Source organism: Actinosynnema sp. NPDC050801, from assembly GCF_040673975.1.
Classification (GTDB): Bacteria; Actinomycetota; Actinomycetes; order Mycobacteriales; family Pseudonocardiaceae; genus Actinosynnema.
Genome location: NZ_JBFAQZ010000028.1, coordinates 61,170 through 84,465, shown reverse-complemented (window position 1 = coordinate 84,465; position 23,296 = coordinate 61,170). Strand labels below are relative to the sequence as shown.

Below are 23,296 nucleotides of genomic sequence, written 5' to 3'. Positions count from 1 at the left end.
GCGCTCGACCCACGGGCCGGCCACCACCGGGCGCGGCTGCCCCTCGCCCGGCGATCACGCTCTTCGATCGTCGGGAAATCAGGGCGCGAACGACCGACTTCCCGGCGACCGAGCCCGCCATCTGCGAAGCAGGGGCAATCCAGCTCAGCAGGGGCAATCCAGCTCAGTCGTCGATGGTCCAGACCAGGGTGTTCAGGTCGGTTTCCGGGCGGGAGCTCCAGCGGACGGAGAAGATCACCGTGTCCTCGGGGAGGACGTAGACGGTGTGACCGCCGGCCGTCTCACCGGGCTGCACGCCGATCTTGTGTGGCGGCCGGGACGACAGCGACACCGGCGCCTTGCTCACCGTCTCGCCCTTGTTGGTCATCAGCACCAGGTACATGTCGGGCAGGGCGTTGAACGGCACCTGGCCGATGTTGGCCAGCTCCGTGTGCACGACCACGGCGCGCTCGCCGGCGGCCAGCTTGTAGCCGGCCGCGGTGAACAGGAAGTCGGCCGGGTCGACCACCTCGACCAGCTGGATGGTGAACCGGGCGCCCTCCAGGCCCTCGGTCTCCAACGTGCTGCCGATCTTGCCCGTGCGCGAGCGCGGCGCGGGTGCCTGGTCGCCGCGCGCCCAACCGGACGTGCCGGGCACGCCCCAGGTGCTCATCGGCTCCGGCACGCGCACCGGCCCGGACGGCGGTCCCGACGACGTCGGCTGCGGTCCGGTCTGCGGCTGCGCCGGGAACGGCGTGCTGGGCGGCCCCTGCGGACCGGGGTAGCCGGGGTAGGAGCCGGACGGCGTGCCCTGCACCGGCGAGTACGGGCCGCTCGGCGTGCCGCGCACGGCCTGGCCGCCGGGCCCGGAGTAGTTGCCCCACGCCACGCTGTTGGCCAGCGCCTTGCGGATGCCGTTCGGGTCGCACTCCACGCCGACGAGCAGCGGCAACCCGCTGCCGGACAACGTGATCAGCCGGGTGGCGGCCTCCCGCGGGTCCATGCCCAGCCGCGCGGCCACCTCGTGCACGGCGGCACGGCCCATCTCGGCGATCATGGCCAGGAGACGGGCGTCGACGGGGTCCGGCGCTACCACTCCTCGAACGCTACCCGCCTGCGGAGATCTTCGCGCCATCACCCCGCCGACCGCCCGCGGTGTTCACCCGACCGCCCGGGCGGGGACGTCGGGGCGGCTCGCACCGAACTCGGCGAGCCTGCGTCAGGTAGCCGAGAGTGGCGTTATAGGGTCGGGCGAGTCTTGCCCGAGCGCTTCGTCCCGGGCCCGCTGCGATCTCCAGGGGGGTTTGGGTGTCCGACTCGTTTGTGCACCTCCACGTGCACACCGAGTACTCGATGCTCGACGGCGCGGCGAAGCTGAAGGACATGTTCGCCGAGTGCGAGCGGATGGGCATGCCCGCCGCCGCGATCACCGACCACGGCAACATGTACGGCGCGTACGACTTCTACCGGCAGGCGACCGCCGCGGGCATCAAGCCGGTGATCGGCATCGAGGCCTACCTGGCGCCCGAGTCGCGCTTCAACAAGAAGCGCGTGCTGTGGGGCGACCCCGGGCAGAAGTCCGACGACGTCTCGGCCAGCGGCGCCTACACCCACCAGACCATCTGGGCCCGGAACAACGAGGGCCTGCACAACCTGATGAAGATGTCGAGCCGGGCCTCCACCGAGGGCCAGCTGGGCAAGTGGCCCCGGATGGACGTCGACCTGATCACCGAGCACTCGGCGGGCCTGATGGCGACCACCGGTTGCCCGTCCGGCGAGGTGCAGACGCGGTTGCGCCTCGGGCACGAGCAGGAGGCCCTGGAGGCCGCCGCGAAGTACCGCGACATCTACGGCGCGGACAACTTCTTCGTCGAGCTGATGGACCACGGCATCGAGATCGAGAGCCGGGTCCGCAGCGGGCTGCTGGACATCGCCAAGAAGCTCAGCATCCCGTTCGTGGTGACCAACGACTCGCACTACACCTACGCCGAGGACCGCGACGCGCACGCGGCGCTGCTGTGCGTGCAGACCGGCAAGACGCTGCAGGACCCGACCCGGTTCAAGTTCGACGGCACGGGCTACCACCTGAAGTCGCCCGACGAGATGCGCGCGATCGACTCCTCCGACGCCTGGCAGGAGGGGTGCCGCAACACCCTGCTGGTGGCCGAGAAGGTCGACACCACCGGCATGTTCGCCTTCCAGAACCTGATGCCGCGCTACCCGACGCCCGACGGCAAGACCGAGGCGGACTACTTCCGCGACGAGGTCTGGGAGGGCATGCGCCGCCGGTTCCCGGAGGGCGTGGACGAGGTCCACCGCAAGCAGGTCGAGTTCGAGATCGACGTCATCCTCCAGATGGGCTTCCCGTCCTACTTCCTGGTGGTCGCCGACTTCATCAACTGGGCCAAGGCCAACGGCATCCGGGTCGGTCCCGGCCGCGGTTCCGCCGCAGGCGCGCTGATCGCCTACGCGATGGGCATCACCGACCTGGACCCGTTGGCGCACGGCCTGATCTTCGAGCGGTTCCTCAACCCCGACCGGGTCAGCCCGCCCGACATCGACATCGACTTCGACGAGCGCCGGCGCGGCGACGTGATCCGGTACGTCACCGAGAAGTGGGGCGTCGACAAGGTCGCCCAGGTGATCACGTTCGGCACGATCAAGGCGAAGGCGGCGATCAAGGACTCCGCCCGCGTGCTGTACGGGCAGCCGGGTTACGCGGTGGCCGACCGCATCTCCAAGGCGATGCCGCCCGCCGTGATGGGCAAGGACATCCCGCTGGCCGGCGTGTTCGACCCGTCGCACAAGCGGTACTCCGAGGCTGCCGAGGTGCGCGCGCTCTACGAGACCGACCCGCAGGTCAAGGAGATCATCGACACCGGCCGCGGGCTGGAGGGCCTGATCCGCAACGCGGGCGTGCACGCCTGCGCGGTGATCATGTCCGCGGAGCCGCTGACGGACCACATCCCGGTCTGGATGCGCCCGCAGGACGGCTCGATCATCACCCAGTTCGACTACCCGACGTGCGAGACGCTCGGCCTGCTGAAGATGGACTTCCTCGGCCTGAGCAACCTGACCACGATCGACGACGCGCTGAAGAACATCGAGCTCAACGGCAAGGGCCGGATCGACATCTCGACCGTGCCGCTGGACGACCGCAAGACCTACGAGCTGCTGGGCCGCGGCGACACCCTGGGCGTGTTCCAGCTCGACGGTGGCGCCCTGCGCGACCTCCTGCGGTTGATGCGCCCGGACAACTTCGAGGACGTCTCGGCCGTCATCGCGCTCTACCGGCCGGGTCCGATGGGCGCGAACTCGCACACGAACTACGCGCTGCGCAAGAACAAGCAGCAGGACATCGTGCCCATCCACGAGGAGCTGCGCGAGCCGCTGGCCGAGATCCTGGACACCACGTACGGCCTGATCGTGTACCAGGAGCAGGTCATGGCGATCGCGCGGAAGGTGGCGGGCTACTCGCTGGCCCAAGCGGACCTGCTGCGCCGCGCGATGGGCAAGAAGAAGAAGGAGATCCTCGACAAGGAGTACGAGGGCTTCGAGGCGGGCATGGTCGCCAACGGCTACTCGCCCGAGGCGATCAAGACGCTGTGGGACATTCTGGTCCCGTTCGCGGACTACGCGTTCAACAAGGCGCACTCCGCCGCGTACGGCCTGATCGCGTACTGGACGGCGTACCTCAAGGCCAACTACCCCAGCGAGTACATGGCCGCGCTGCTCACCACGAACTCGGACAACAAGGACAAGTCGGCCGTCTACCTGGCGGAGTGCCGCCGGATGGGCATCACGGTGCTCCCGCCGGACGTCAACGAGTCGGAACGGGAGTTCGTCGCGGTCGGCGACGACGTCCGGTTCGGCCTCGGCGCGATCCGCAACGTCGGCGCGAACGTGGTCGACGCGATCATCAAGACCCGCGTGGAGAAGGGGAAGTTCGCCGACTTCTCGGACTTCCTGCGCAAGGTCGACGTGCAGGCGTGCAACAAGAAGGTCGTCGAATCGCTGATCAAGGCGGGCGCGTTCGACTCGCTCGGCCACCCGCGCAAGGGCCTGCACATGGTCCACGTCGAGGCGGTCGACGCGATCATGCTGACGAAGAAGGAAGAGGCGCGCGGCCAGTTCGACCTGTTCGGCGACGGCAGCGGCGACGGTGACGGCGCGTCGGTGTTCGACGTGAAGATCCCCGACGAGCACTGGGAGTCCAAGCACCAGCTCACGCTGGAGCGGGAGATGCTGGGCCTGTACGTGTCCGGCCACCCGCTCAACGGCGTGGAGCAGGTGCTGAGCTCTTATTCGGACACCACGATCCCGCGCATCCTGGAAGGCGACGTGCCCGACGGCACGCAGGTCACCCTGGGCGGCATCCTCGCGTCGGTCACCCGCCGGGTGAACAAGAACGGCGAGCCGTGGGCGTCGGCGCAGCTGGAGGACCTGGCCGGTGGCATCGAGGTGCTGTTCTTCCCCAAGAGCTACACCGTCCACGGCATGTCGGTGGCCGAGGACGCGATCGTGCTGGTCAAGGCGCGGGTGGCCAAGCGGGAGGACCGGATCTCGCTGATCGCCAACGACCTGGTCGTGCCGGACCTGTCGGAACTGGGCGCGCAGGCGTTGCGGCTGAAGGTGGCGGCGTCGCGCTGCGACCCGAAGCTGGTGACATCGCTCAAGGAAGTCCTCACCGCGCACCCCGGCACGACCGAGGTGCACCTGAACCTGGTCATCAACAGCAGCCGCAACACGTTGCTGAAGCTGGACGACGCCCTCCGGGTTACGCCCACGCCGTCCCTTATGGGTGATTTGAAGGCGCTACTCGGACCGGGGTGCTTGGGCTGATCGGGTGATCTGACCCGGGATCGGGGACACGAGCGAGTCTCGAATCGTTGAGTGAACAGGGTTAACTCACACGAGGAGGGGATCCCTTTGGGGGAGCAGATCGCCGGTCTCGACGTGCTGGGCGAGGAGTACTTCGCCGATCCGCACGCCTACCACGCCGCGGTGCGGGAGCAGGCGGCGGCGACCCAGGTCGTGCTGCCGCGAGGCACCAAGGCGTGGTTGGTCACCCGGTACGAAGAGGCACGGCTGGCGCTGGCCGACCCGCGGTTCAGCAAGCACTTCGAGCGCTTCCCGGAGGTCATGGAGCTCAACCGGGTCGGGGACCAGGAACCGATGGTGTTCGACGAGTCCCTGGTGCAGCACATGCTGAACATGGACCCGCCGCACCACACCCGGCTGCGCAAGCTCGTCACCAAGGCGTTCACCGCCCGGCGGGTCGAGCAGCTGCGGCCCCGGATCCAGGAGATCACCGACCAGCTCCTGCGGGACGTGGAGGGCAAATCGGAGCTCGACCTCGTGGACGCGCTGGCGTTCCCGCTGCCCATCACCGTCATCTGCGAGATGCTCGACGTGCCGATGGAGGAGCGCGACGAGTTCCGCCGGTGGTCGAACGTGCTGGTGGCCGGCGGGTCGGACGCCAAGGCGCTGCAGGACGCGGGCACGCAGATGGCGGGCTACCTGATGAAGCTGGTCGAGCACAAGAAGGCCGACCCGGGCGACGACTTCTTCTCGGCCCTGGTGCACGCCGACGAGGAAGGCGACCGGCTCGACCAGATGGAGCTGATCGCCATGGCGTTCCTGCTCCTCGTCGCCGGGCACGAGACGACGGTCAACCTGATCGCCAACGGCGTCCACCACCTGGTGCGCAACCCCGACCAGCTGGCCAAGCTGCGCGCCGACCGGACGTTGCTGCCCGGCGCGGTGGAGGAGGTTCTCCGCTACGACAGCCCGGTCAACCAGTCCACGTTCCGCTACACCTCCGAGGACGTGGAGCTGGGTGACGTGGTCATCCCGAAGGACAGCCTGGTGGTCGTGGCGCTGAGCGGCGGCAACCGCGACGGTTCCCGGTTCCCGGACCCGGACCGGCTCGACATCACCCGGCAGGCCGCCGGGCACCTCGCGTTCGGCCACGGCATCCACTACTGCCTGGGCGCGCCGCTGGCGCGGATGGAGGGCGAGATCGCGATCGGGACGCTGTTCGACCGGTTCGACGTGGCCCTGACCGTGGAGCCGCACGAGCTGCGGTGGCGCCCGGGGGCGCTCATCCGCGGCGTCGAGGAGCTGCCGGTTAGCCTGACTCCCCGTGGAGCACGATGAGCTGCTGAAGCTGGACCAGGCGCACGTCTGGCACCCGTACGGCCCGATGCCGGGCACCCACGAGCCGCTGGTCGTCTCCTCGGCCGAGGGTGTCCGGCTCCGGCTGGACGACGGGCGCGAGCTGGTCGACGGCATGTCGTCGTGGTGGGCCGCGATCCACGGCTACCGGCACCCCGTGCTCGACGCGGCGGTGCGCGACCAGCTCGGCCGGATGAGCCACGTGATGTTCGGCGGCCTCACCCACGAGCCCGCGGTGGCGCTGGCCGCACGGCTGGTGGAGATCACGCCCGAGCCGTTGCAGCACGTGTTCCTGTGCGACTCGGGGTCGGTGTCGGTCGAGGTCGCGATCAAGATGGCGTTGCAGCACTGGCGCTCGCAGGGCAGGCCCGCCAAGCGGCGGCTGCTGACCTGGCGCGGCGGGTACCACGGCGACACGTTCCAGCCGATGGCCGTGTGCGACCCGGAGGGCGGGATGCACTCGCTGTGGCGGGGCGTGCTGCCGGAGCAGGTGTTCGCCTCCGCGCCGCCGCGCGACCTGGAGACCGCCTACGTCCAGGAGCTGTCGGACCTGGTCGAGCGGCACGCCGACGAGCTGGCCGCGGTGATCGTGGAGCCGGTCGTGCAGGGCGCCGGCGGGATGCGCTTCCACGACCCGCGCTACCTGCACGTGCTGCGGGAGCTGACGCTGGCCAACGACGTGCTGCTGATCTTCGACGAGATCGCCACCGGCTTCGGCCGCACCGGTGAGCTGTTCGCCGCCGACCACGCCGGGATCAGCCCGGACATCATGTGCCTGGGCAAGTCGCTGACCGGCGGTTACCTGTCGTTGGCGGCGACCCTGTGCACCCCGCGCGTGGCGGACGGCATCTCGCGCGGCGAGGTGCCCGTGCTGGCGCACGGCCCGACGTTCATGGGCAACCCGCTGGCCTCGGCGGTGGCGCTGGCCTCCACCGACCTGCTGCTGGCGCAGGACTGGCGGGCGTCGGTGCGGCGGATCGAGGCCGGGCTGCGGTCCGGGCTCGCGCAGGCGCCCGGTGACGTGCGGGTGCTCGGCGCGATCGGCGTGGTGCAGCTGGACCACCCGGTGGACATGGCCGCCGCCACCGCCGCGGCCGTCGACCACGGCGTGTGGCTGCGGCCGTTCCGCGACCTGATCTACACCATGCCGCCGTTCATCAGCACGGACGACGACGTGGCCGCGATCGCCGCCGCCGTCGTCGCCGCGGCCGGGGCGTCACATGCGCAGCAGGGTTGAGCCCCAGACCAGCAGCAGCACGCCGTAGCCGATCGACGCCCACCCGACGACCTGGTCGGACCTGTCGCGCAACGGCCGCACCACCCGCGACAACGGGTACAGGACCAGCGCCAGCACCGGGAACACCACCAGCGAGCCCAGCAGGCCGTAGGCGCCCGCGAACACACCCGCCCAGTAGTCCGTCGGGAGGTGGATGTCCTCGGCCCACCCGACGGGCAGGCACAGGACGGCCACGCCCATCCACACGAGCGCGATCCGCACGAGGCGCAGTCCCACGACCTTGCTCGCGGTCTTCTCGTTCAGCACGGCCACACCGAGGGCGATCCACGCGCCGCCCCCGAACAACCAGCCCACGACGGTCGACACCACGGGGATCCGGCCCACCACCGCCCCGACCGGTGGGATCACCCAGTGCCACAGCGCGTAGTGCGCGCCGATCGCACCGATCACGGTGCCTACGACGAGCGCGGTCCACCCCCACCCGCCCAGCTCGTCCAACCAGCCGGGCGGCTTCCGCTCGGGTCGGGGGTTGCGCGGGCGCCTCCGGGTGCTGACCTCCGCGCCGTCGCGGCCCTGTCTGCGCTTCTTCCTGCCCAACTCAGGCCTGCTGCCGGACGGCCTCGGCCAGTTGCGCGTTCGTCGGCTCGACCAGCACGCCGCCGTCGGGCAGCACGATCACCGGGATGTTCTTGCGCCCGCCGGCGAACTCGATCGCGCGGTCGCGTGCCGCGTCGTCCTGCTCGACGTCGACGTCCGTGAACGGCACTTCGTGCTCCCGCAGCCATGCCTTCGCGCGCCGGCAGTCGGCACACCAGTCCGCACCGTAGAGAACGATCTCACTCATGGAGGTGACTGTAGAACGCGGACGCCCGCCACGCTCCGTAAAGGCCTAGGGTGGGTGCCCGTGAGCGTCCTCGTGATCACCGGCACGGGCACCGAGGTCGGCAAGACGGTCGTCGTCGCCGCCCTGGCGGCCCTGGCCGCGGCCGACGGTCGGCGGGTCGCCGTGCTCAAGCCCGCGCAGACCGGTGTCGCCGACGGCGAGCCGGGCGACCTCGCCGAGGTGGTCCGCCTCGCGGGCCCGGTCACCACCCGTGAACTGCGCCGGTACCCCGAACCGCTGGCACCGGCCACGGCCGCGCGCCGGTCCGGGCTGCCCACCCTGCACCCCAGCGACATCGCCTCGGCGGCCGCGGCGCTGGACGAGACGCACGACCTGGTGCTGGTCGAGGGCGCGGGCGGGCTGCTGGTCCGGTTCGACGGCGCCGGTTCGACCATCGCCGACGCGGCCTGGGCGCTCAACGCCCCGGTGCTCATCGTCGCGCACGCGGGCCTGGGCACGTTGAACATGACCGCGTTGACCGCCGAAGCCCTGCTCCGCCGCGGCCTGGAGTCGGTCGGCGTGGTGGTGGGCCGCTGGCCCGCCGAGCCGGACCTGGCCACCCGCACGAACCTGGTCGACCTGCCCGAGGCTGCGGGCGCGCCGCTGCTGGGCGTGCTGCCCGACGGCGCGGCGGCGCTGGGGCGGCACGAGTTCGTGGAGCGCGCCCGGGAAGGCCTGTCGCCGTGGTTCGGCGGCACGTTCGACCCGGAGAAGTTCGCCGCGCCGCACACCTGCTGACCCCCGGGTTGAACGAACCAGTGACGCACATCGCTGGGTAGCGCACGGGCCCGTGCGGCAGACTGCACGGCGGACCACCGCCGGAGTACGAGGAGAAGTCGTGACCGCAGCCCCCGAACAGGTCGATGTCCTCGCCGTTGCCCGCGAGCAGGTGCTGGAGCAGGGCGTCGGGCTGTCCGAGGAGCAGGTGCTCGAAGTCCTCCGGCTGCCCGACGACCGGATCCCGGAGCTGCTGGAGCTGGCGCACGCGGTGCGGATGCGCTGGTGCGGCCCGGAGGTCGAGGTCGAGGGCATCGTGTCGCTCAAGACCGGCGGCTGCCCGGAGGACTGCCACTTCTGCTCCCAGTCCGGCCAGTTCCCCTCGCCGGTGCGCTCGGCGTGGCTGGACATCCCCGGCCTGGTGAAGGCGGCCCGGCAGACCGCCGAGACCGGCGCGACCGAGTTCTGCATCGTCGCCGCCGTGCGCGGGCCGGACAAGCGGCTGCTGTCGCAGGTGCGCGACGGCGTCAAGGCCATCCGCGAGGACGGCAACGACATCCAGATCGCGTGCTCGCTCGGCATGCTCACCCAGGAGCAGGTGGACGAGCTGGTGGACATGGGCGTCCACCGCTACAACCACAACCTGGAGACGGCGCGCTCGCACTTCCCGAACGTGGTCACCACGCACTCGTGGGAAGAGCGGTGGGACACGCTGAAGATGATCCGCGAGGCGGGCATGGAGGTCTGCTGCGGCGGCATCATCGGCATGGGGGAGACGTTGGCGCAGCGCGCCGAGTTCGCCGTGCAGCTGGCCGCGCTGGAGCCGGACGAGGTGCCGCTGAACTTCCTCATCCCCAACCCCGGCACGCCCTACGAGAACTACCCGGTCGTGGAGGGCCCCGACGCGTTGCGGACCGTCGGCGCGTTCCGGCTCGCCCTGCCGCGCACGATCCTGCGCTTCGCCGGCGGCCGTGAGCTGACCTTCGGCGACCTCGGCGCGAAGCAGGGGATGCTCGGCGGCGTCAACGCGATCATCGTCGGCAACTACCTGACCAACCTCGGCCGCCCGGCGCAGGACGACCTCGACATGCTGAGCGAGCTGTCCATGCCGATCAAGGAACTGAGCAAGACCCTGTGACCACTGGGCTGGGTGCGGTGACTTTCTGCGGTTATTGCGGCAAGGCGCTCGCGGAGGCGGACCACTCCGCGTGCGCGTCACGGCTGGGCGTGATCGACCCGCCGCGGTTCTGCGCGGAGTGCGCGCGCCGGATGGTGGTGCAGGTGACCCCCGCCGGGTGGACGGCCACGTGCAGCCGTCACGGGGAGATCACCTCCGCGCGGTAACCTGCCCTGCATCTGGTCACGTGTGCAGGGAGGTCGTCGGGTGGCGGAGCAACCGGTGGACGAGCGGGCCGCGCCCGTTCGGGTGCCACCCGCGCCGGCGTTCGAGTACTACTACGTGGTGCAGCGGCCGCGCGTCGTGGTGAAGCGCGACCTGCTGCCCGCGTTCTCCGTGCTCTCCGCGATCTCGCTGTTCGGGCTGCCCGCGGGCTGGCTGTGGGCCTGGCTGGCGCCGCCGCAGAACGTGGTGGCGCAGCAGGACGGGTCGATGATCCCGGTCACCGGCGAGAGCTACCACCGGCTCGACGGGCTGATGCTGTTCGTGCTGATGGGCCTGGCGGCCGGGCTGATCACCGGCATCGCGGTGTGGCTCCTGCGGGAGCGGCGCGGCCCGGTGGTGATGCTCGCGGCCACCCTCGGCGCCCTCGTGGCCGCCTACCTGGCCCAGTTGACCGGCGTCGGCACGGCGAGCGGCGACTACGCCGTCAGCACCGCGCCCCAGGTGGGTGACGTCATCGCCCTGGCCCCGGTGCTGGAGACGTGGTGGGGCTTGCTGGCGTGGCCCTTGGGCACGGCGCTGGCGTACGGCTGCCTGGCCGCGTGGAACGGTCTGGACGACCTGGGTCGGCGGTTGGGTTAGAGCCGGTAGGCCGTGTCGGGCACGTCGGTGACGAACATGTGCCCCGGCGCGTGGGTGATCGCGAACGGCGGTTTCGACGCCACCACCGCGGCCTGCGGCGTGACACCGCACGCCCAGAAGACCAGCACGTCGCCGTCGTGCGGATCGGTGCGGTCGCCGAAGTCCGGCCGGTCCAGGTCGTCGATGCCCAGCGCCGCCGGGTCGCCCACGTGGACCGGGTCGCCGTGGACGGCGGGCATCCGGGCGGTGACCTCCCGGGCGGTGTCGACCAGGTCGGCCGGGACGTAGCGCATCGAGACGACCATCGGGCCGTGCACGCGGCCGGCCGGGCGGCACTCGCGGTTCGTGACGTACATCGGCACGTTGCGCCGCTGCTCGACGTGCCGCAGCGGGACGTGCGCCTGCTTCAGGGCCGACTCGAAGGTGAAGCTGCACCCGATGAGGAACGCGACCAGGTCGTCGCGCCAGTGCCCGGAGGCGTCGGTGAGCTCGGCGACCAGCTCGCCGTGCTCCCAGATCCGGTAGCGGGGCACGTCGCGCATCAGGTCGGCGTTGCCCGCGAGGACCGTCGTGGTGTCGCCCGGGTCGGTGACGTCCAGGACCGGGCACGGCTTGGGGTTGCGCACGGTGAACAGCAGCACGTCGTAGGCCCAGTCCCGGGGCACCGCGATCAGGTTGGCCTGCGCGTAGCCGTCCGCGAGCCCGGCCGTGGGTCCCTGGTGCGTGCGGCGGACCTCCGGCGGTGTCATCGCGGTCATCGCAGTTCGACGCCCTTCGTCTCGGGGAGGCCGAGCAGGGCCACGACGGCGATGCCGTAGGCGATCGCGCCGAAGATCATCGCGCCGCCGACGCCCATGCCCTCCGCGAGGAATCCCACCAGCGCGGGGAAGAACGCGCCCACCGCGCGGCCGAAGTTGTAGGTGAACCCCTGGCCGGTGCCGCGCAGCTCCGTCGGGTACAGCTCGGCCAGGAACGAGCCGAAACCGCTGAAGATCGCCGAGGTGGTGAAGCCGAGCGGGAACGTGACCAGCAGGATCAGCCCGTTCGCGCCGGCCGGGATCTGGGTGAACACCACGATGAGGATCGCGCTGAGCACGGCGAACAGCGTGAACGTGCGCTTGCGGCCCAGCAGGTCGGTCAGGTAGCCGCCGGTGATGTAGCCCGCGAACGCGCCGCTGATGAGCAGGGCCAGGTAGCCACCGGTGCCGACGACGCTGAGGCCCCGTTCGGTCTTGAGGAACGTCGGCACCCAGCTGGCCAGGGTGTAGTAGCCGCCCTGGACGCCGGTGGCGAGGAGCGCGGCGAACAGCGTGGTGCGGCCGAGCTTGCCCTGGAAGACGGCCTTGAAGCTGCCCCGGCGCGGGCTGGTCTCCAGGGCCCGCTCGGCCCTCGGCGCGTCCTTGACGTTGCGGCGGACGTAGAAGACCAGGACGGCGGGGATCGCGCCGGTCCAGAACAGCACGCGCCAGGCGACGTCCTGCGGCAGGAAGCTGAACACGACGGTGTAGACGATGACGCTCAGGCCCCAGCCGACGGCCCACGAGCTCTGGATGAACGCGACCGTCCGGCCCCGGTATTGCGGCTTGCAGTACTCGGCGACGAGGATCGCGCCCGCCGCCCACTCGCCGCCGAAGCCCAGGCCCTGGAGGGCGCGGAAGACGAGCAGCATCTCGTAGCTGGTGGCGAAGCCGCACAGGACCGTGAAGACGGCGTAGGTGATGACCGTGATCATGAGGGTGCGGACGCGGCCGATGCGGTCCGCGAGGATGCCCGCGATCGCGCCGCCGAGGGCGGAGACGACCAGCGTGACGGTGTTGAGCAGGCCCGCTTCGCCCGTGCTGATGCCGAAGTAGGCCGTGATGGCGAACAGTCCGAGGGGCAGGACCTGGAAGTCGTAGGCGTCCAGGCCGAAGCCGCCGAACGCGCCGACGAAGGCGCGCTTCCCGTTGCGGCCCAGCGTGTGGAACCAGGCGAACGGGCCTTGACCGTTCTTGGTGGTGTCGACGTCCGTGGTGCTCATGTCGGGATCACCTCGCAGCCGTGTGGGTGTGCCGTGGCCCACACGCTAGAGGATTGTTGAACAATCCCACCATACGGCAAGAGGATGAATGAACACTCCAACACCACCCCTTACCGCGCCCTCCCACACGCCCCCGCACACCCGCGCGAGTCGTACCTCCAGACCGCGCGTGTCCTACCTCCAGAACGCGCGTGTCCTACGTTCAGGTCGTGCGTGTCCTACGTTCAGGTCGTGCGTGTCCTACCTTCAGGGCGGGCGTGTCCTACGTTCGCGTACCCCGAGTTCAACGCTCAGGACCTCGCGGGGGCGGCGGCTCAGGCGTCGACCGCGCTCTTCCTCCGGTCGTACCCGGGGTAGAACTTGCGCAGCAACCCGGACGTCTCGGCGAAATCGAGTTGGCCCGACGTGGGCTGGTGACCGATGAACGTGTAAGTCACCCGCGAACCGAGCGCGGGGAAGAAGATGCGGGACGCGGTGCCGATCTCACCCATGGCGATCACGATCATGTCGGTATCACCGGAATTCACCAACAATGACGCCAACACCTTCAGGTCCGCACCGGTGGTCGCCATCGTGGAGATTTTCACGATATCCGCACCGACCGCTTTGGCGTCACGCACGATCGCATCGAGCTCACCAATTCCCGGCGTGTGGTCGAAATTGTGGTACGACACGATCGCCAACGCGTCGTGCGCGTGCGCGGCGGCGACCACGTCGGCCACGACCTCCCGCGACGACAACTCCACGTCCACGGCCTCCACCAGGGGCGCGACCTCGCGGAACAGGTCGAGTCGCGCCGCTTCGCCACCGCTCCACCCACCGCCCTCCGCGGCCGAGCGCACGGTCGCCAGCACCGGCATGCCCTCGAACGCGCGGACCTGCTCCAGCACGTGCGCGACATCGGTCCGGGAGAACCGGTCGATGCGCAATTCGGCCACGTCGACCCCGGCCGAACGCGCTTCCGCGGCCGCCCGCTCGCTGTCGTCGTCCGCGAAACTCACCGCGATCAAGGGCGGGTCGAGTTCGAGCAGCGCACGCATGGTGTTCATTCGCGGCATCTTACACCGCCAAGGGGAACGGTCAGTTGCGATGCGGCAGGTGACCCAATTCCGACAACGGCGCGGGCACGGCGCTCAACGCGTCGAGAATGCCCGCCTCGCGGTGCAGCACTTTCCGCACCATGCGCAGTCGCCGGGCCGGCGAGGTCTCCTCCAGCAGGCGCTGCCGGTCCTCCAACGTCAGCAGGCAGTCGCCCGCCAACGCGTACGCGAGGTCGGGCAACGCGATGTCCGGCCCCGGTGGCCGCCGCCCCACGCTCTGGTACGCCGCCTGCCGGTACCGCCCGTGCGCCGCCCGCGCGCTCTCCGCCAACAGCGGCAGGACCGCTTCGACCTCCGGCGGCGCGGCCGTGTCCGGCAGCCACCGCACCGAAGCCACCAGGTACGGCGCGCTGTCCTCGTGCACCTCCAGCAACCGGAACCGCCGACCGCCCTTGGTGGTCAGGTCGAACCGCCCGTCCGGCAGCCGCCGCGCCTCCTGGAGCACCGCCGTGCAGCCGATGTCGGACAGCGCCTCGACGTTCTCCGCCCCGACCTCCCACCCCTGCTTGATCGACACCACGCCGAACGTCCGCTCCGGCACGGCGCCCGTCACCAGGTCGACGGTCAGCTGCCGGTACCGCGGCTCGAACACGTGCAGCGGCAGGGACGCCCCGGGCAGCAGCACGGTGCCCAGCGGGAACAGCGGGAGCGTCGTCGTCACGACCCCAAGCTACGGGCGGCCGGTGGCCTCAGCACGGCGAACGGGTCGGTGACGCGCATTTCGCCCGACACGAACCGGAACAGCGCCGCGGGCCTGCCGCCCGCCGGTCCGGGCTGCACGGTCCCGCCGGTCGGCTCCAACAGGCCCCGGCGCGACAGCACGCGTTGCAGGTTGGTCGCCGACACCTTGTACCCCAGGGCTGCGGAGTACAGCGCGCGCAACGCGGAGATGGTGAACTCCGGCGGCGCCAACGCGAAACCCAGGTTCGTGTACGACAGCTTCGACGCGAGCCGGTTGCGGGCGCGGCGGCAGATCGCCTCGTGGTCGAACGCCGTCGCCGGCAGCGCGTCCACCGGGTGCCACCCGGTGTCCGACGGCACCACCGGGTCGATGTGGGAGGGCACCAGGCCGAGGAACGCGGTCGCGACCACCCGCGGTCCGGGCACCCGCGCGGGGTTGCTGAAGACGGCGAGCTGCTCGACGTGTGACAACTGTCGCACGTCGACTTTCTCCGCCAGCTGACGGCGGATCGAGGCCTCGACGTCCTCGTCGCCGCCGAGCCCGCCACCGGGCAGTGACCAGCGGTGAGCGTGCGGTTCACGAGCGCGCTCCCACAGCATGACCTGGAGTGATCCGGCTCTCACCTGGAGCACCGCGGCCAGCACCTCATGTTCCGCGAGTCCCACTCGGCTGATACTATCGGCCACGTTTTCGACCGATAGGCGAAAACCTGGCTCAAGGGAGGAACCATGGTCGCCACCGCCTACGTGGAGCGAACCTCCGACGGCGCCTACGACGGGATCGCGCCGGACGCCGCGTGGCGTGACGAGGTGCTGGAGCTGGCGCGGCAGCGGGACGCGGTCATCCTGGCGCACAACTACCAGCTGCCCGAGATCCAGGACATCGCCCACCACACCGGTGACTCGCTGGCGCTCAGCCGCATCGCGGCCGCGAGCGACGCGTCCACCATCGTGTTCTGCGGCGTGCACTTCATGGCCGAGACGGCCAAGATCCTCGCCCCGCACAAGACCGTGCTCATCCCGGACGAGCGGGCGGGCTGCTCGCTGGCCGACTCGATCACCGGCGACCAGCTGCGCGCGTGGAAGGCCGAGCACCCCGGCGCGGTCGTCGTCTCCTACGTCAACACCACGGCCGAGGTGAAGGCGGAGACCGACATCTGCTGCACCTCGTCGAACGCGGTGGACGTGGTGCGGTCCATCCCGGCCGACCGCGAGGTGCTGTTCCTGCCGGACCAGTTCCTCGGCGCGCACGTCAAGCGCGAGACGGGTCGCGAGAACCTGCACATCTGGGCGGGCGAGTGCCACGTCCACGCGGGCATCAACGGCCCGGAGCTGGCCGAGCGCGCGGCGGCGAACCCGGATGCCGACCTGTTCATCCACCCCGAGTGCGGGTGCGCCACCTCGGCGCTCTACCTCGCGGGCGAGGGCACCGTCCCGGCGGAGAAGGTGAAGATCCTCTCGACCGGCGACATGATCGTCGCCGCCCGGCGGACCAGCGCGAAGTCGGTGCTGGTGGCCACCGAGATCGGGATGCTGCACCAGCTGCGCCTGGCCGCGCCGGAGATCGACTTCCGCGCGGTGAACGACCGGGCGTCGTGCCGCTACATGAAGATGATCACCCCGGCCGCCCTGCTGCGGGGCCTGCGGGAGAACAAGGACGAGGTGCACGTGGACCCGGAGACCGCGAGGCGGGCACGGGGCGCGGTGCAGCGCATGATCGAGATCGGGCAGCCCGGCGGCGGCGAGTGAACTCGCCGCTGTGGGAGGCCCGCGCCGACCTGCTGGTCGTCGGCACGGGGGTGGCCGGTCTGACGGCGGCGCTGCGCGCGCGTGAGCTGGGACTGCGGGTCCTGGTCGTGACGAAGGCCGCCGCCGAGGACGGCAACACCAGGTGGGCGCAGGGCGGCGTGGCCGTCGTGCTGCCCGGCGAGCACGACGCCAACGACGCAGCCGACACGATCGAGCTCCACGTGCGTGACACGTTGGTCGCGGGCGCGGGGCTGTGCGACGAGGCCGCCGTCGAGGCGATCATCGCGGGTGGTCCGGCGGCGGTGGCCCGGCTGCGCGAGCGCGGCGCGGTGTTCGACGCCGCGCCGACCGGTGGGCTGGCCCGCACGCGGGAGGGCGGGCACAGCGCGTTCCGGGTGGTGCACGCGGGCGGTGACGCGACCGGTGCGGAGGTGGAGCGCGCGCTGTTGGCGGCGGCGTCCGACGGACGGGTGCCGGTGCTGGAGCAGCACATCGCGGTGGACGCGGTGCGCACCCCGCTCGGCCAGGTGTGCGGCCTGCTGGTGCTGGACGGCAACGGCGTGCCCGGCGTGCTCAGCGCGCCCGCGGTGCTGCTGGCCAGCGGCGGCCTCGGACAGCTCTACCAGGCCACGTCCAACCCGGAGGTGGCCACCGGCGACGGCCTGGCGCTGGCGTTGCGCGCGGGTGCGGTGGCGGCGGACGTCGAGTTCGTCCAGTTCCACCCGACCGTGCTCTACACCGGGCGCGGCGCGCGTGGCCGCTGCCCGCTGGTCACCGAGGCGGTGCGCGGCGAGGGCGCGGTGCTGGTGGACGCGACCGGCGCGCGGGTCATGCGCGGTGTGCACCCCTTGGAGGACCTGGCCCCGCGTGACGTGGTGGCCGCGGCGATCACCCGGCACATGGCGGGCGCCCCCGGTGGGGTGGACGACCACGTGTTCCTCGACGCCACGGGCATCTCCGACTTCGCGCGCCGGTTCCCGACCGTGCACGCGGCCTGCCTGGCGGCGGGCGTCGACCCGGCGGGGGAGCCGATCCCGGTGGCCCCGGCGGCGCACTTCGCCTGCGGTGGCGTGTTGTCCGACGTGGCCGGCAGGACGGGCGTGACCGGCCTGTACGCGGCGGGCGAGGTGGCCCGCACCGGGCTGCACGGCGCGAACCGGCTGGCGTCCAACAGCCTGCTCGAAGGCCTGGTCGTGGGCACGCGGGCGGCCGAGGCCGTCGCGGCGGACCTGGCGCTGGGCGTGCTCGCCCGCCCGGTCGCGGCCGCCTCGGTGCGGCTGCCGACGGCGCCGGTCGCCGACCGGGACTCGCTGCAACGCGTCATGTCCCGGTACGCGGCGATCGGCCGTGACGCCGAGGGCCTGGCCGTGGTCGGCTCGGTGCTCGACCTGTCCACTGTGGACCGCACGTTGGACAGCCGGGAGCTGGTCGAGGACGCCGCGCTCACCGTGGCCGCGCGGGCGCTGATCGCGGCGGCGGCGCAACGCCGGGAGTCGCGCGGCTGCCACGTGCGCACCGACTTCACCGAGCGGGACGACGTGGGCTGGCGGCGCAGCCAGGTGGTCCGGCTCAACCCGTCCGGCCAGCCGGTGCTGGCCGATCCCGTACCGGCCAGGGGAGTGGCATGAACACCGAAGACCTGCTCGCCGGGGCGAGCACCGGAGACGGGTTCGACCTGGCCGACGCACGTCGCGTGATCACGACGGCGTTGGCAGAGGACCTGAGGTACGGCGCGGACGCGACGACCGAGGCGACCGTGCCCGCGGACGCGGTGGCCGTGGCCGAGTTGACGCCGCGCGCGGCCGGTGTGCTCGCGGGCATCCCGGTGGCGCTGGAGGTGTTCCGGCAGGTCACCGACGTGGAGGTGCTGGAACGGCGACGCGACGGCGACAAGGCCGTGCCCGGCGAGCCCGCCCTGGTCCTGCGCGGACCGGTGCGCGGTCTGCTCACCGCCGAGCGCACCGCGTTGAACCTGCTGTGCCACCTGTCCGGCGTCGCGACGCTCACCGCGGCCTGGGTGGACGAGGTCGCGGGCACGAAGGCGCGCGTGCGCGACTCCCGCAAGACCCTGCCGGGCCTGCGGCTGCTGGAGAAGTACGCGGTGCGGTGCGGCGGCGGTGTCAACCACCGGCTCGGCCTGGGCGACGCGGTGCTGATCAAGGACAACCACGTGCGGGCCGCGGGGTCGGTGCGGGCGGCGTTGGCCGCCGTGCGCGCCCACGCGCCGCACCTGGGGTGCGAGGTCGAGGTCGACTCGTTGGACCAGCTGGACGAGGCCGTGGCCGAGGGCGCGGAACTGGTGCTGCTGGACAACTTCACCGCCGCCGACTGCGCGGAGGCGGTGCGCCGGGCGGGCGGTGTGCGGCTGGAGGCGTCGGGCGGGCTGACCCTGGACGTGGCCAGGGCCTACGCCGAGACGGGCGTCGACTACCTGGCCGTCGGCGGCCTCACGCACTCCGCCCCGGCGCTCGACCTGGGGCTGGACCTGCGCTAGCCGTCCAGCCGTCGCGAGGAGGGGGCGGCCCGCGCCCGGGGCACGGGCGCGGGCACGCCGTGTTCAGGAGTCGCGCCGCTTCATGCGGTCGTCGCGCTCCACGTCCACCCGTTCGCCGCGGACCTCGTCGCGAACGTGTTGCTGCTCGGTCACGGTCTCCTTCTCCAGCCGGACCTGCTCCACCGGCTTGGCCTTCTTCTCGACCACCGGCTCCTGCCTGCGCAGGGTGACCTCGGTCTCCTCCTCGGCGAACGCACGGCCGGTCGGCGCGCCGTCGGCGGGCTCGCGCACCACGCGCACCTCCTCGTGCGACACCGGGACGGACACGTCCTTCTGCTCGGTCACCGTGTGCTTGACCAGGCGCACCCGACCGGCCTCGACCTCGCGGGTGCCGACGTCCATCTCCTCCTCGTACCGGGTGATCGACTCGCCCTCGCGGGCCTCGCGCCGGCTGCCCTGTGCGGAAGGGCTCTGCGCTGAAGGGGTCTGCGCGGCGGGGGCCCGGCCCATGGGTGCCTGCCCCATGGGTGCCTGCCCGCCCATGCCGTCCCTCGTCGGGCCGGGCATCGGCCGGCCGGTCTGCCCGGCGGCGGGCATGGGCCTGGTCTCGGTGCGGCCGCGGCCCGGCAGCCGGTCGTGGTCACCGCTGCGGTGGGCCGGGATGAGGCCGTAGTACTCGTAAAGCTCGTCCTGCTGCCGGTCGGACATGTGCTCGTCGGACACGTCGATCCGGGGCGCGTCCTTCACCTGCTGCTTGTCCACGGGCACGGTGACGACGCCGTCGCCCAGGGTCGCGTCCTGGATCGGCACGAACGACTCCTTGAGACCGAACAGGCCGGTGTGCACCGAAGCCCACATCGGCCGACCGTCCCGGTCGTCGAGCCAGACCTGCTTCACCGAGCCGATGCGGTCACCGTGCTCGTCGACCACTTCGCAGTCGTACAGGCGGTCAACTTCGGCCTGATTGATCATGGCCGGTTCCCTTCGCGTGTCGAGTGAGTCCCGCGAGGGTTTCCCGGCGCCAAGGGCCACCTATTCGGCTGCCACCCGTTCGTGTGGGGCGATGTGCCCCGAAAGTGCGTCAGAACCGGCGATTCGCCAGGACCGGCAACGCTTCCCGCGCCCGCACGACACGCTGTGTGTCCACTTCGGTCAGAATCGAACCGGGCTCGCCGGCAAGCTGCTCGACCACCTCGCCCAGCGGTGACGCGACCGTGCTGAAGCCGACGCCCGTCGGCGCGCCGCCGTGGTCGACCCGCGGATCGGCCTGACCGCAGGCCAGCACCCACGACGTGCAGTCCAGCGCCCTGGCGCGCACCAGCAGCTCCCACTGCTCCCGCTTGCCGGGCCCGGCGCCCCACGACGCGCACACCAGCACGGCCTGCGCGCCCCGGTCGGCCAACGCTCGGAACAGCTCCGGGAACCGCACGTCGTAGCAGGTGGCCAGGCCGAGCGTGACGCCGTCGACCTCGACGGTGACGGGTGTGGAGCCGGGTGCGACGGTGCGGGACTCGGTGAAGCCGAACGCGTCGAACAGGTGAATCTTGTCGTAGCCCAGGTGGTGGCCGCCGCCGGTGACCAGCAGGGTGTTCGTCACGCGGCCGTCCGGCGCCGGCGTGAACATGCCCACCACGACGACCACGCCGTGCTCGTCGGCGATGTCGCGCACCGCGCCCGCCCACGGCCCGTCCAGCGGTTCGGCCACCGGGCCGAGCGGCACGCCGAACCGGCACATCGTGGCCTCCGGGAACACGACCACGCGCGCGCCGGCCGCCGCCGCGCGCCCGGTCTCCGAACGCACCAGGTCGAGGTTCGCCGCCGGGTCGGTGGAGGAGTTGATCTGGCAGAGGGCGACACGCATGCGGCCCACTCTAGGTAGTGTCGGGTCTCGTGCGCTCCCTCCTGCCCCCGCTCGTCCTCGTCTCCGCGCTCGCCGTTGCGGGGTGCACGGGCACGACGACACCGAGCGCCGAGGGCACGTCGGACGGCAGCGCGCTCGTGCTGGCCGACCCGATCGAGCCGACCACGCTGAACCCGCTGCTGGGCTACGGCCGCGAGGGCGTGTCGAAGCTGTACGACGGACTGGTGGAGCACCGCGCGGACGGCTCGGTGCGGCCGCAGCTCGCGGCGGACGCGCCCACGCCGGCCGCCGACGGGTTGAGCTGGACCGTGGAGCTGCGCGAGGACGTGAAGTTCACCGACGGCACGTCGTTCGGGCCCGAGGACGTGGTGGCGACCTACCGGGCGCTGCTCGACCCGGCGTCCGGCTCGACCGAACGCGCCTCGTACGCCGAGCTGACCGGCGTGGAGCAGCTGGACATGCACACCGTGCGGTTCACGCTCGCGCGGCCGTGGGCGGCGTTCCCGCACACGCTCGTGCTCGGCATCCTGCCCAGCGAGGCGTTCGGCGGCCCGCTGCGCGACGTGCCACCGGTCGGCACGGGGCCGTACAAGCTGGTGGAGTGGCGCAAGGGCGACCGGATGGTGCTGGAGGCCAACGCCTCCTACCTCGGCGGTGAGCCGAAGATCCGCAAGGTGACCGTGGTGTTCGTGCCGGACGACAACACGCGGGCGCAGCGGATGCAGGCGGGCGAGTTCGACGGCACCGAGCTGCCGCCCCGCCTGGCCCAGTCGTTCGGCAACGCCAACGGCATGCGGGTGATCACGCACCGCAGCGCCGACCTGCGCGCGGTCACCCTGCCCGGCGGCCCGGTGACCGGCGACAGCGCCATCCGGATGGCGTTGAACCACGCGGTGAACCGCAAGGGCATGGTGGACAACCTGCTGGGCGGCAAGGGCGCGGTGGCGAGCACGCCGGTGCCGGACACGCTGCCGGAGTTCGTGGAGACCGGCGCCCGGTTCGCCTACGACAAGGCGCAGGCCGAGCTGCTGCTCGACCAGGCGGGCTGGGTGCGCGGCGCGGACGGCGTGCGGGTGCGCGACGGCGTGGCCGCCCGGTTCACCCTGATGTACCCGATCGGCGACGTGGTGCGCGCCGACCTGGCCACCGCGTTCGCCGCCGACGCCAAGGCGGTCGGGGTGGACGTGCAGCTGGCCGGGCTGGGGTGGGACGCCCTCACGCCGAGGCTGGGCGTGGACGCGGTGCTGCACGGCGGCGGCACGCCGTTCGACCCGGACCTGATGACCTACCAGCCGCTGCACACCGGCAACCCGTGGGGCTACTCGAACCCGCAGGTCGACGCCGCCCTCGACGTCGGGCGGTCGCTGCTGGACCCGGCGCAGCGGGCGGCGGCGTACAAGCAGTTCCAGCGCGCGTACGTGGCCGCGCCGGGCATGGTGGTGCTGGCGGCGGTGCAGCACACGTACGTGGTGCGGGAGAACTGGAACGGCTACCAGGAGGTCGTCGACCCGCACGGGCACGGCGCGCTGTCGTGGGGGCCGTGGTGGAACCTGGAGGAGTGGACACCCCGCTAGGTCAGCCCGGCAGGTCCCAGACGACGACGTCGACCGTGATCGACGGGTCGAGCGGGTCGCGCGGGGACGTGCCGGTCACCACGGCGTGACCGACCCGGCCGCCGCGCGTGGTGAAGCAGAACGCGTTGCCGATGTGAGCGGGCGCCCTGGTGATCCCGGCGGTGGCGCGCAGGAGTTCGGCGCACCGCGGCTGGTGGGGCGACGCGTCGTCCGGCAGGTCGGCCACCTTGTGGCTGGTGACCGTGCCCGCGCCGCCGTAGGCGAGGTCCCCCATCGTGAAGCCCGCCTTCGGGTCGGCCTCGTCGAAGAACCAGCCGCCCCTCGGGCCGCCGTCCCCGTGCAGCTTCACCGTCCCCTGCCACAGCTCCCTGGCCGGTGCCGGCGCGGGGCGCGTGGATGACGACGTCGTGGTGGTCGTGGGCTCGGCCGTGGTGGTCGTGGGCTTGGTGGTGGTGGTGGTCGTCGTCGTGGGTTCGGCAGCGGGCTCGGTGGTTTGCCCGATGGTCGGTTCGGCGGTGGCGGTGGTCGGGGAGCCGTTCGCCGCGCCTTCGACCTCCGGGCCGCCCAGCGTCGACCACGCGACCGCGCCGGCCAGCACGAGCGCCGCACCGGTCAGCGCCGCGAGCAACGAGTGCAGGGGGTGGTTGACGATGTAGCGGCCGATCCGGCCGGCCTGGACCACGTCCCGCACACCGCCCGGCGCGCTCACCTCGTTGGTGGTCGGGGGCGGGCCGTCGTCATGCTCGCCGGTCATCGCACCGCCCCTCCGCTCTCGCCGTACGCCTGCGTCATGGTGTACACGAAGTACAGCAGTGGGCCGACCGGAACCGCCGGACCGGCCCG

At 71.6% G+C, this 23,296-nt stretch carries 22 protein-coding genes; 11 read left to right on the top strand and 11 right to left on the bottom strand.

Annotated features, from left to right (window positions below):
* Positions 1-163 precede the first annotated feature (163 nt).
* On the bottom strand, positions 164-1,075 hold the full coding sequence (locus tag AB0K14_RS36415; RefSeq protein WP_360459359.1) for an AsnC family protein: 912 nt from the start codon (positions 1,073-1,075) through the stop codon (positions 164-166).
* A 212-nt stretch (positions 1,076-1,287) separates the two neighbouring features.
* Here AB0K14_RS36415 and dnaE point away from each other — a divergent pair, with 212 nt between their 5' ends.
* The 3 genes from dnaE to AB0K14_RS36400 all read left to right on the top strand — a co-directional run bounded on the left by dnaE (position 1,288) and on the right by AB0K14_RS36400 (position 7,393).
* Positions 1,288-4,821 carry a DNA polymerase III subunit alpha gene (dnaE, locus tag AB0K14_RS36410; protein WP_360459361.1) on the top strand — a complete coding sequence of 1,178 codons (3,534 nt, stop codon included), beginning with the start codon at positions 1,288-1,290 and terminating at the stop codon, positions 4,819-4,821.
* Between the two features lie 87 nt (positions 4,822-4,908).
* Positions 4,909-6,138, top strand: a complete 1,230-nt coding sequence (locus AB0K14_RS36405; RefSeq protein WP_360459363.1) for a cytochrome P450 — start codon at positions 4,909-4,911, stop codon at positions 6,136-6,138.
* On the top strand, positions 6,125-7,393 hold the full coding sequence (locus tag AB0K14_RS36400) for an adenosylmethionine--8-amino-7-oxononanoate transaminase (RefSeq protein ID WP_360459365.1): 1,269 nt from the start codon (positions 6,125-6,127) through the stop codon (positions 7,391-7,393). Before AB0K14_RS36405 ends, AB0K14_RS36400 begins: the two co-directional genes overlap by 14 nt.
* Here AB0K14_RS36400 and AB0K14_RS36395 read toward each other — a convergent pair.
* Both AB0K14_RS36395 and AB0K14_RS36390 read right to left on the bottom strand, forming a co-directional pair.
* Positions 7,373-7,990 carry a hypothetical protein gene (locus tag AB0K14_RS36395; RefSeq protein ID WP_360459367.1) on the bottom strand — a complete coding sequence of 206 codons (618 nt, stop codon included), beginning with the start codon at positions 7,988-7,990 and terminating at the stop codon, positions 7,373-7,375. The two genes, AB0K14_RS36400 and AB0K14_RS36395, sit on opposite strands and share 21 nt — an antisense overlap.
* 1 nt (position 7,991) lies before the next feature.
* A complete protein-coding gene (locus AB0K14_RS36390) occupies positions 7,992-8,237 on the bottom strand; it encodes a glutaredoxin family protein (protein WP_360459369.1) in 246 nt (81 codons plus the stop codon).
* Positions 8,238-8,297: 60 nt separating this feature from the next.
* Here AB0K14_RS36390 and bioD point away from each other — a divergent pair, with 60 nt between their 5' ends.
* The 4 genes from bioD (at position 8,298) to AB0K14_RS36370 (ending at position 10,974) form a co-directional block, all read left to right on the top strand.
* On the top strand, positions 8,298-9,014 hold the full coding sequence (gene bioD, locus AB0K14_RS36385; RefSeq protein WP_360459371.1) for a dethiobiotin synthase: 717 nt from the start codon (positions 8,298-8,300) through the stop codon (positions 9,012-9,014).
* 100 nt (positions 9,015-9,114) lie between these two features.
* A complete protein-coding gene (gene bioB / locus AB0K14_RS36380; RefSeq protein ID WP_360459373.1) occupies positions 9,115-10,131 on the top strand; it encodes a biotin synthase BioB in 1,017 nt (338 codons plus the stop codon).
* Positions 10,128-10,337, top strand: a complete 210-nt coding sequence (locus AB0K14_RS36375; protein WP_360459375.1) for a hypothetical protein — start codon at positions 10,128-10,130, stop codon at positions 10,335-10,337. The genes bioB and AB0K14_RS36375 overlap by 4 nt, the downstream gene beginning before the upstream one ends.
* 40 nt (positions 10,338-10,377) lie before the next feature.
* A complete protein-coding gene (locus AB0K14_RS36370; RefSeq protein ID WP_360459377.1) occupies positions 10,378-10,974 on the top strand; it encodes a DUF2567 domain-containing protein in 597 nt (198 codons plus the stop codon).
* On the opposite strand, the gene AB0K14_RS36365 is transcribed toward AB0K14_RS36370, so the two are convergent.
* From AB0K14_RS36365 to AB0K14_RS36345, 5 genes are all read right to left on the bottom strand, one after another.
* Entirely contained in the window at positions 10,971-11,732 is a 762-nt protein-coding gene (locus tag AB0K14_RS36365) for a putative hydro-lyase (RefSeq protein WP_360459379.1), read from the bottom strand. The two genes, AB0K14_RS36370 and AB0K14_RS36365, sit on opposite strands and share 4 nt — an antisense overlap.
* Positions 11,729-12,994: an MFS transporter gene (locus tag AB0K14_RS36360; protein ID WP_360459381.1), complete on the bottom strand. Its 1,266-nt coding sequence runs from the start codon at positions 12,992-12,994 to the stop codon at positions 11,729-11,731. The genes AB0K14_RS36365 and AB0K14_RS36360 overlap by 4 nt, the downstream gene beginning before the upstream one ends.
* 314 nt (positions 12,995-13,308) lie before the next feature.
* Positions 13,309-14,043 (bottom strand): type I 3-dehydroquinate dehydratase, encoded by a 735-nt coding sequence (locus AB0K14_RS36355; protein WP_360459383.1) that lies wholly within the window; start codon positions 14,041-14,043, stop codon positions 13,309-13,311.
* Positions 14,044-14,074: 31 nt separating this feature from the next.
* Entirely contained in the window at positions 14,075-14,755 is a 681-nt protein-coding gene (locus AB0K14_RS36350) for an LON peptidase substrate-binding domain-containing protein (RefSeq protein ID WP_360459385.1), read from the bottom strand.
* Positions 14,752-15,441, bottom strand: a complete 690-nt coding sequence (locus tag AB0K14_RS36345) for an NUDIX domain-containing protein (RefSeq protein WP_360459387.1) — start codon at positions 15,439-15,441, stop codon at positions 14,752-14,754. Before AB0K14_RS36345 ends, AB0K14_RS36350 begins: the two co-directional genes overlap by 4 nt.
* A gap of 63 nt (positions 15,442-15,504) precedes the next feature.
* On the opposite strand from AB0K14_RS36345, the gene nadA reads away from it, so the two are divergent.
* Genes nadA through nadC form a run of 3 tightly spaced genes read left to right on the top strand, consistent with a single transcriptional unit; the run spans position 15,505 to position 19,018 of the window.
* Positions 15,505-16,524 (top strand): quinolinate synthase NadA, encoded by a 1,020-nt coding sequence (nadA, locus tag AB0K14_RS36340; RefSeq protein WP_360459389.1) that lies wholly within the window; start codon positions 15,505-15,507, stop codon positions 16,522-16,524.
* Positions 16,521-18,152: an L-aspartate oxidase gene (locus AB0K14_RS36335; protein WP_360459391.1), complete on the top strand. Its 1,632-nt coding sequence runs from the start codon at positions 16,521-16,523 to the stop codon at positions 18,150-18,152. The genes nadA and AB0K14_RS36335 overlap by 4 nt, the downstream gene beginning before the upstream one ends.
* Positions 18,149-19,018, top strand: coding sequence for a carboxylating nicotinate-nucleotide diphosphorylase (nadC, locus tag AB0K14_RS36330; RefSeq protein WP_360459393.1), 870 nt, complete (start codon positions 18,149-18,151; stop codon positions 19,016-19,018). The genes AB0K14_RS36335 and nadC overlap by 4 nt, the downstream gene beginning before the upstream one ends.
* Positions 19,019-19,081: 63 nt before the next feature.
* On the opposite strand, the gene AB0K14_RS36325 is transcribed toward nadC, so the two are convergent.
* Positions 19,082-19,990, bottom strand: coding sequence for a PRC and DUF2382 domain-containing protein (locus AB0K14_RS36325; RefSeq protein WP_360459394.1), 909 nt, complete (start codon positions 19,988-19,990; stop codon positions 19,082-19,084).
* Between the two features lie 109 nt (positions 19,991-20,099).
* Positions 20,100-20,879: a carbon-nitrogen hydrolase family protein gene (locus tag AB0K14_RS36320; protein ID WP_360459396.1), complete on the bottom strand. Its 780-nt coding sequence runs from the start codon at positions 20,877-20,879 to the stop codon at positions 20,100-20,102.
* A 29-nt stretch (positions 20,880-20,908) separates the two neighbouring features.
* Here AB0K14_RS36320 and AB0K14_RS36315 point away from each other — a divergent pair, with 29 nt between their 5' ends.
* A complete protein-coding gene (locus AB0K14_RS36315) occupies positions 20,909-22,453 on the top strand; it encodes an ABC transporter substrate-binding protein (RefSeq protein WP_360459398.1) in 1,545 nt (514 codons plus the stop codon).
* A gap of 1 nt (position 22,454) precedes the next feature.
* Here the strand turns inward: AB0K14_RS36315 and AB0K14_RS36310 are convergent, their stop codons facing one another.
* The gene (locus AB0K14_RS36310) at positions 22,455-23,207 is read right to left on the bottom strand and encodes a hypothetical protein (protein WP_360459400.1); all 753 of its coding nucleotides are present in this window, start codon (positions 23,205-23,207) and stop codon (positions 22,455-22,457) included.
* Positions 23,208-23,296 lie beyond the last annotated feature (89 nt).

What these genes read in the sequence shown, in the direction of transcription:
- AB0K14_RS36390 (WP_360459369.1), bottom strand. Translation starts at nt 8,237, where the DNA reads ATGAGTGAGATCGTTCTCTACGGTGCGGACTGGTGTGCCGACTGCCGG.
- AB0K14_RS36365 (WP_360459379.1), bottom strand. Translation starts at nt 11,732, where the DNA reads ATGACCGCGATGACACCGCCGGAGGTCCGCCGCACGCACCAGGGACCC.
- AB0K14_RS36360 (WP_360459381.1), bottom strand. Translation starts at nt 12,994, where the DNA reads ATGAGCACCACGGACGTCGACACCACCAAGAACGGTCAAGGCCCGTTC.
- AB0K14_RS36355 (WP_360459383.1), bottom strand. Translation starts at nt 14,043, where the DNA reads ATGAACACCATGCGTGCGCTGCTCGAACTCGACCCGCCCTTGATCGCG.
- nadA (WP_360459389.1), top strand. Translation starts at nt 15,505, where the DNA reads ATGGTCGCCACCGCCTACGTGGAGCGAACCTCCGACGGCGCCTACGAC.
- nadC (WP_360459393.1), top strand. Translation starts at nt 18,149, where the DNA reads ATGAACACCGAAGACCTGCTCGCCGGGGCGAGCACCGGAGACGGGTTC.
- AB0K14_RS36325 (WP_360459394.1), bottom strand. Translation starts at nt 19,990, where the DNA reads ATGATCAATCAGGCCGAAGTTGACCGCCTGTACGACTGCGAAGTGGTC.
- AB0K14_RS36320 (WP_360459396.1), bottom strand. Translation starts at nt 20,879, where the DNA reads ATGCGTGTCGCCCTCTGCCAGATCAACTCCTCCACCGACCCGGCGGCG.
- AB0K14_RS36310 (WP_360459400.1), bottom strand. Translation starts at nt 23,207, where the DNA reads ATGACCGGCGAGCATGACGACGGCCCGCCCCCGACCACCAACGAGGTG.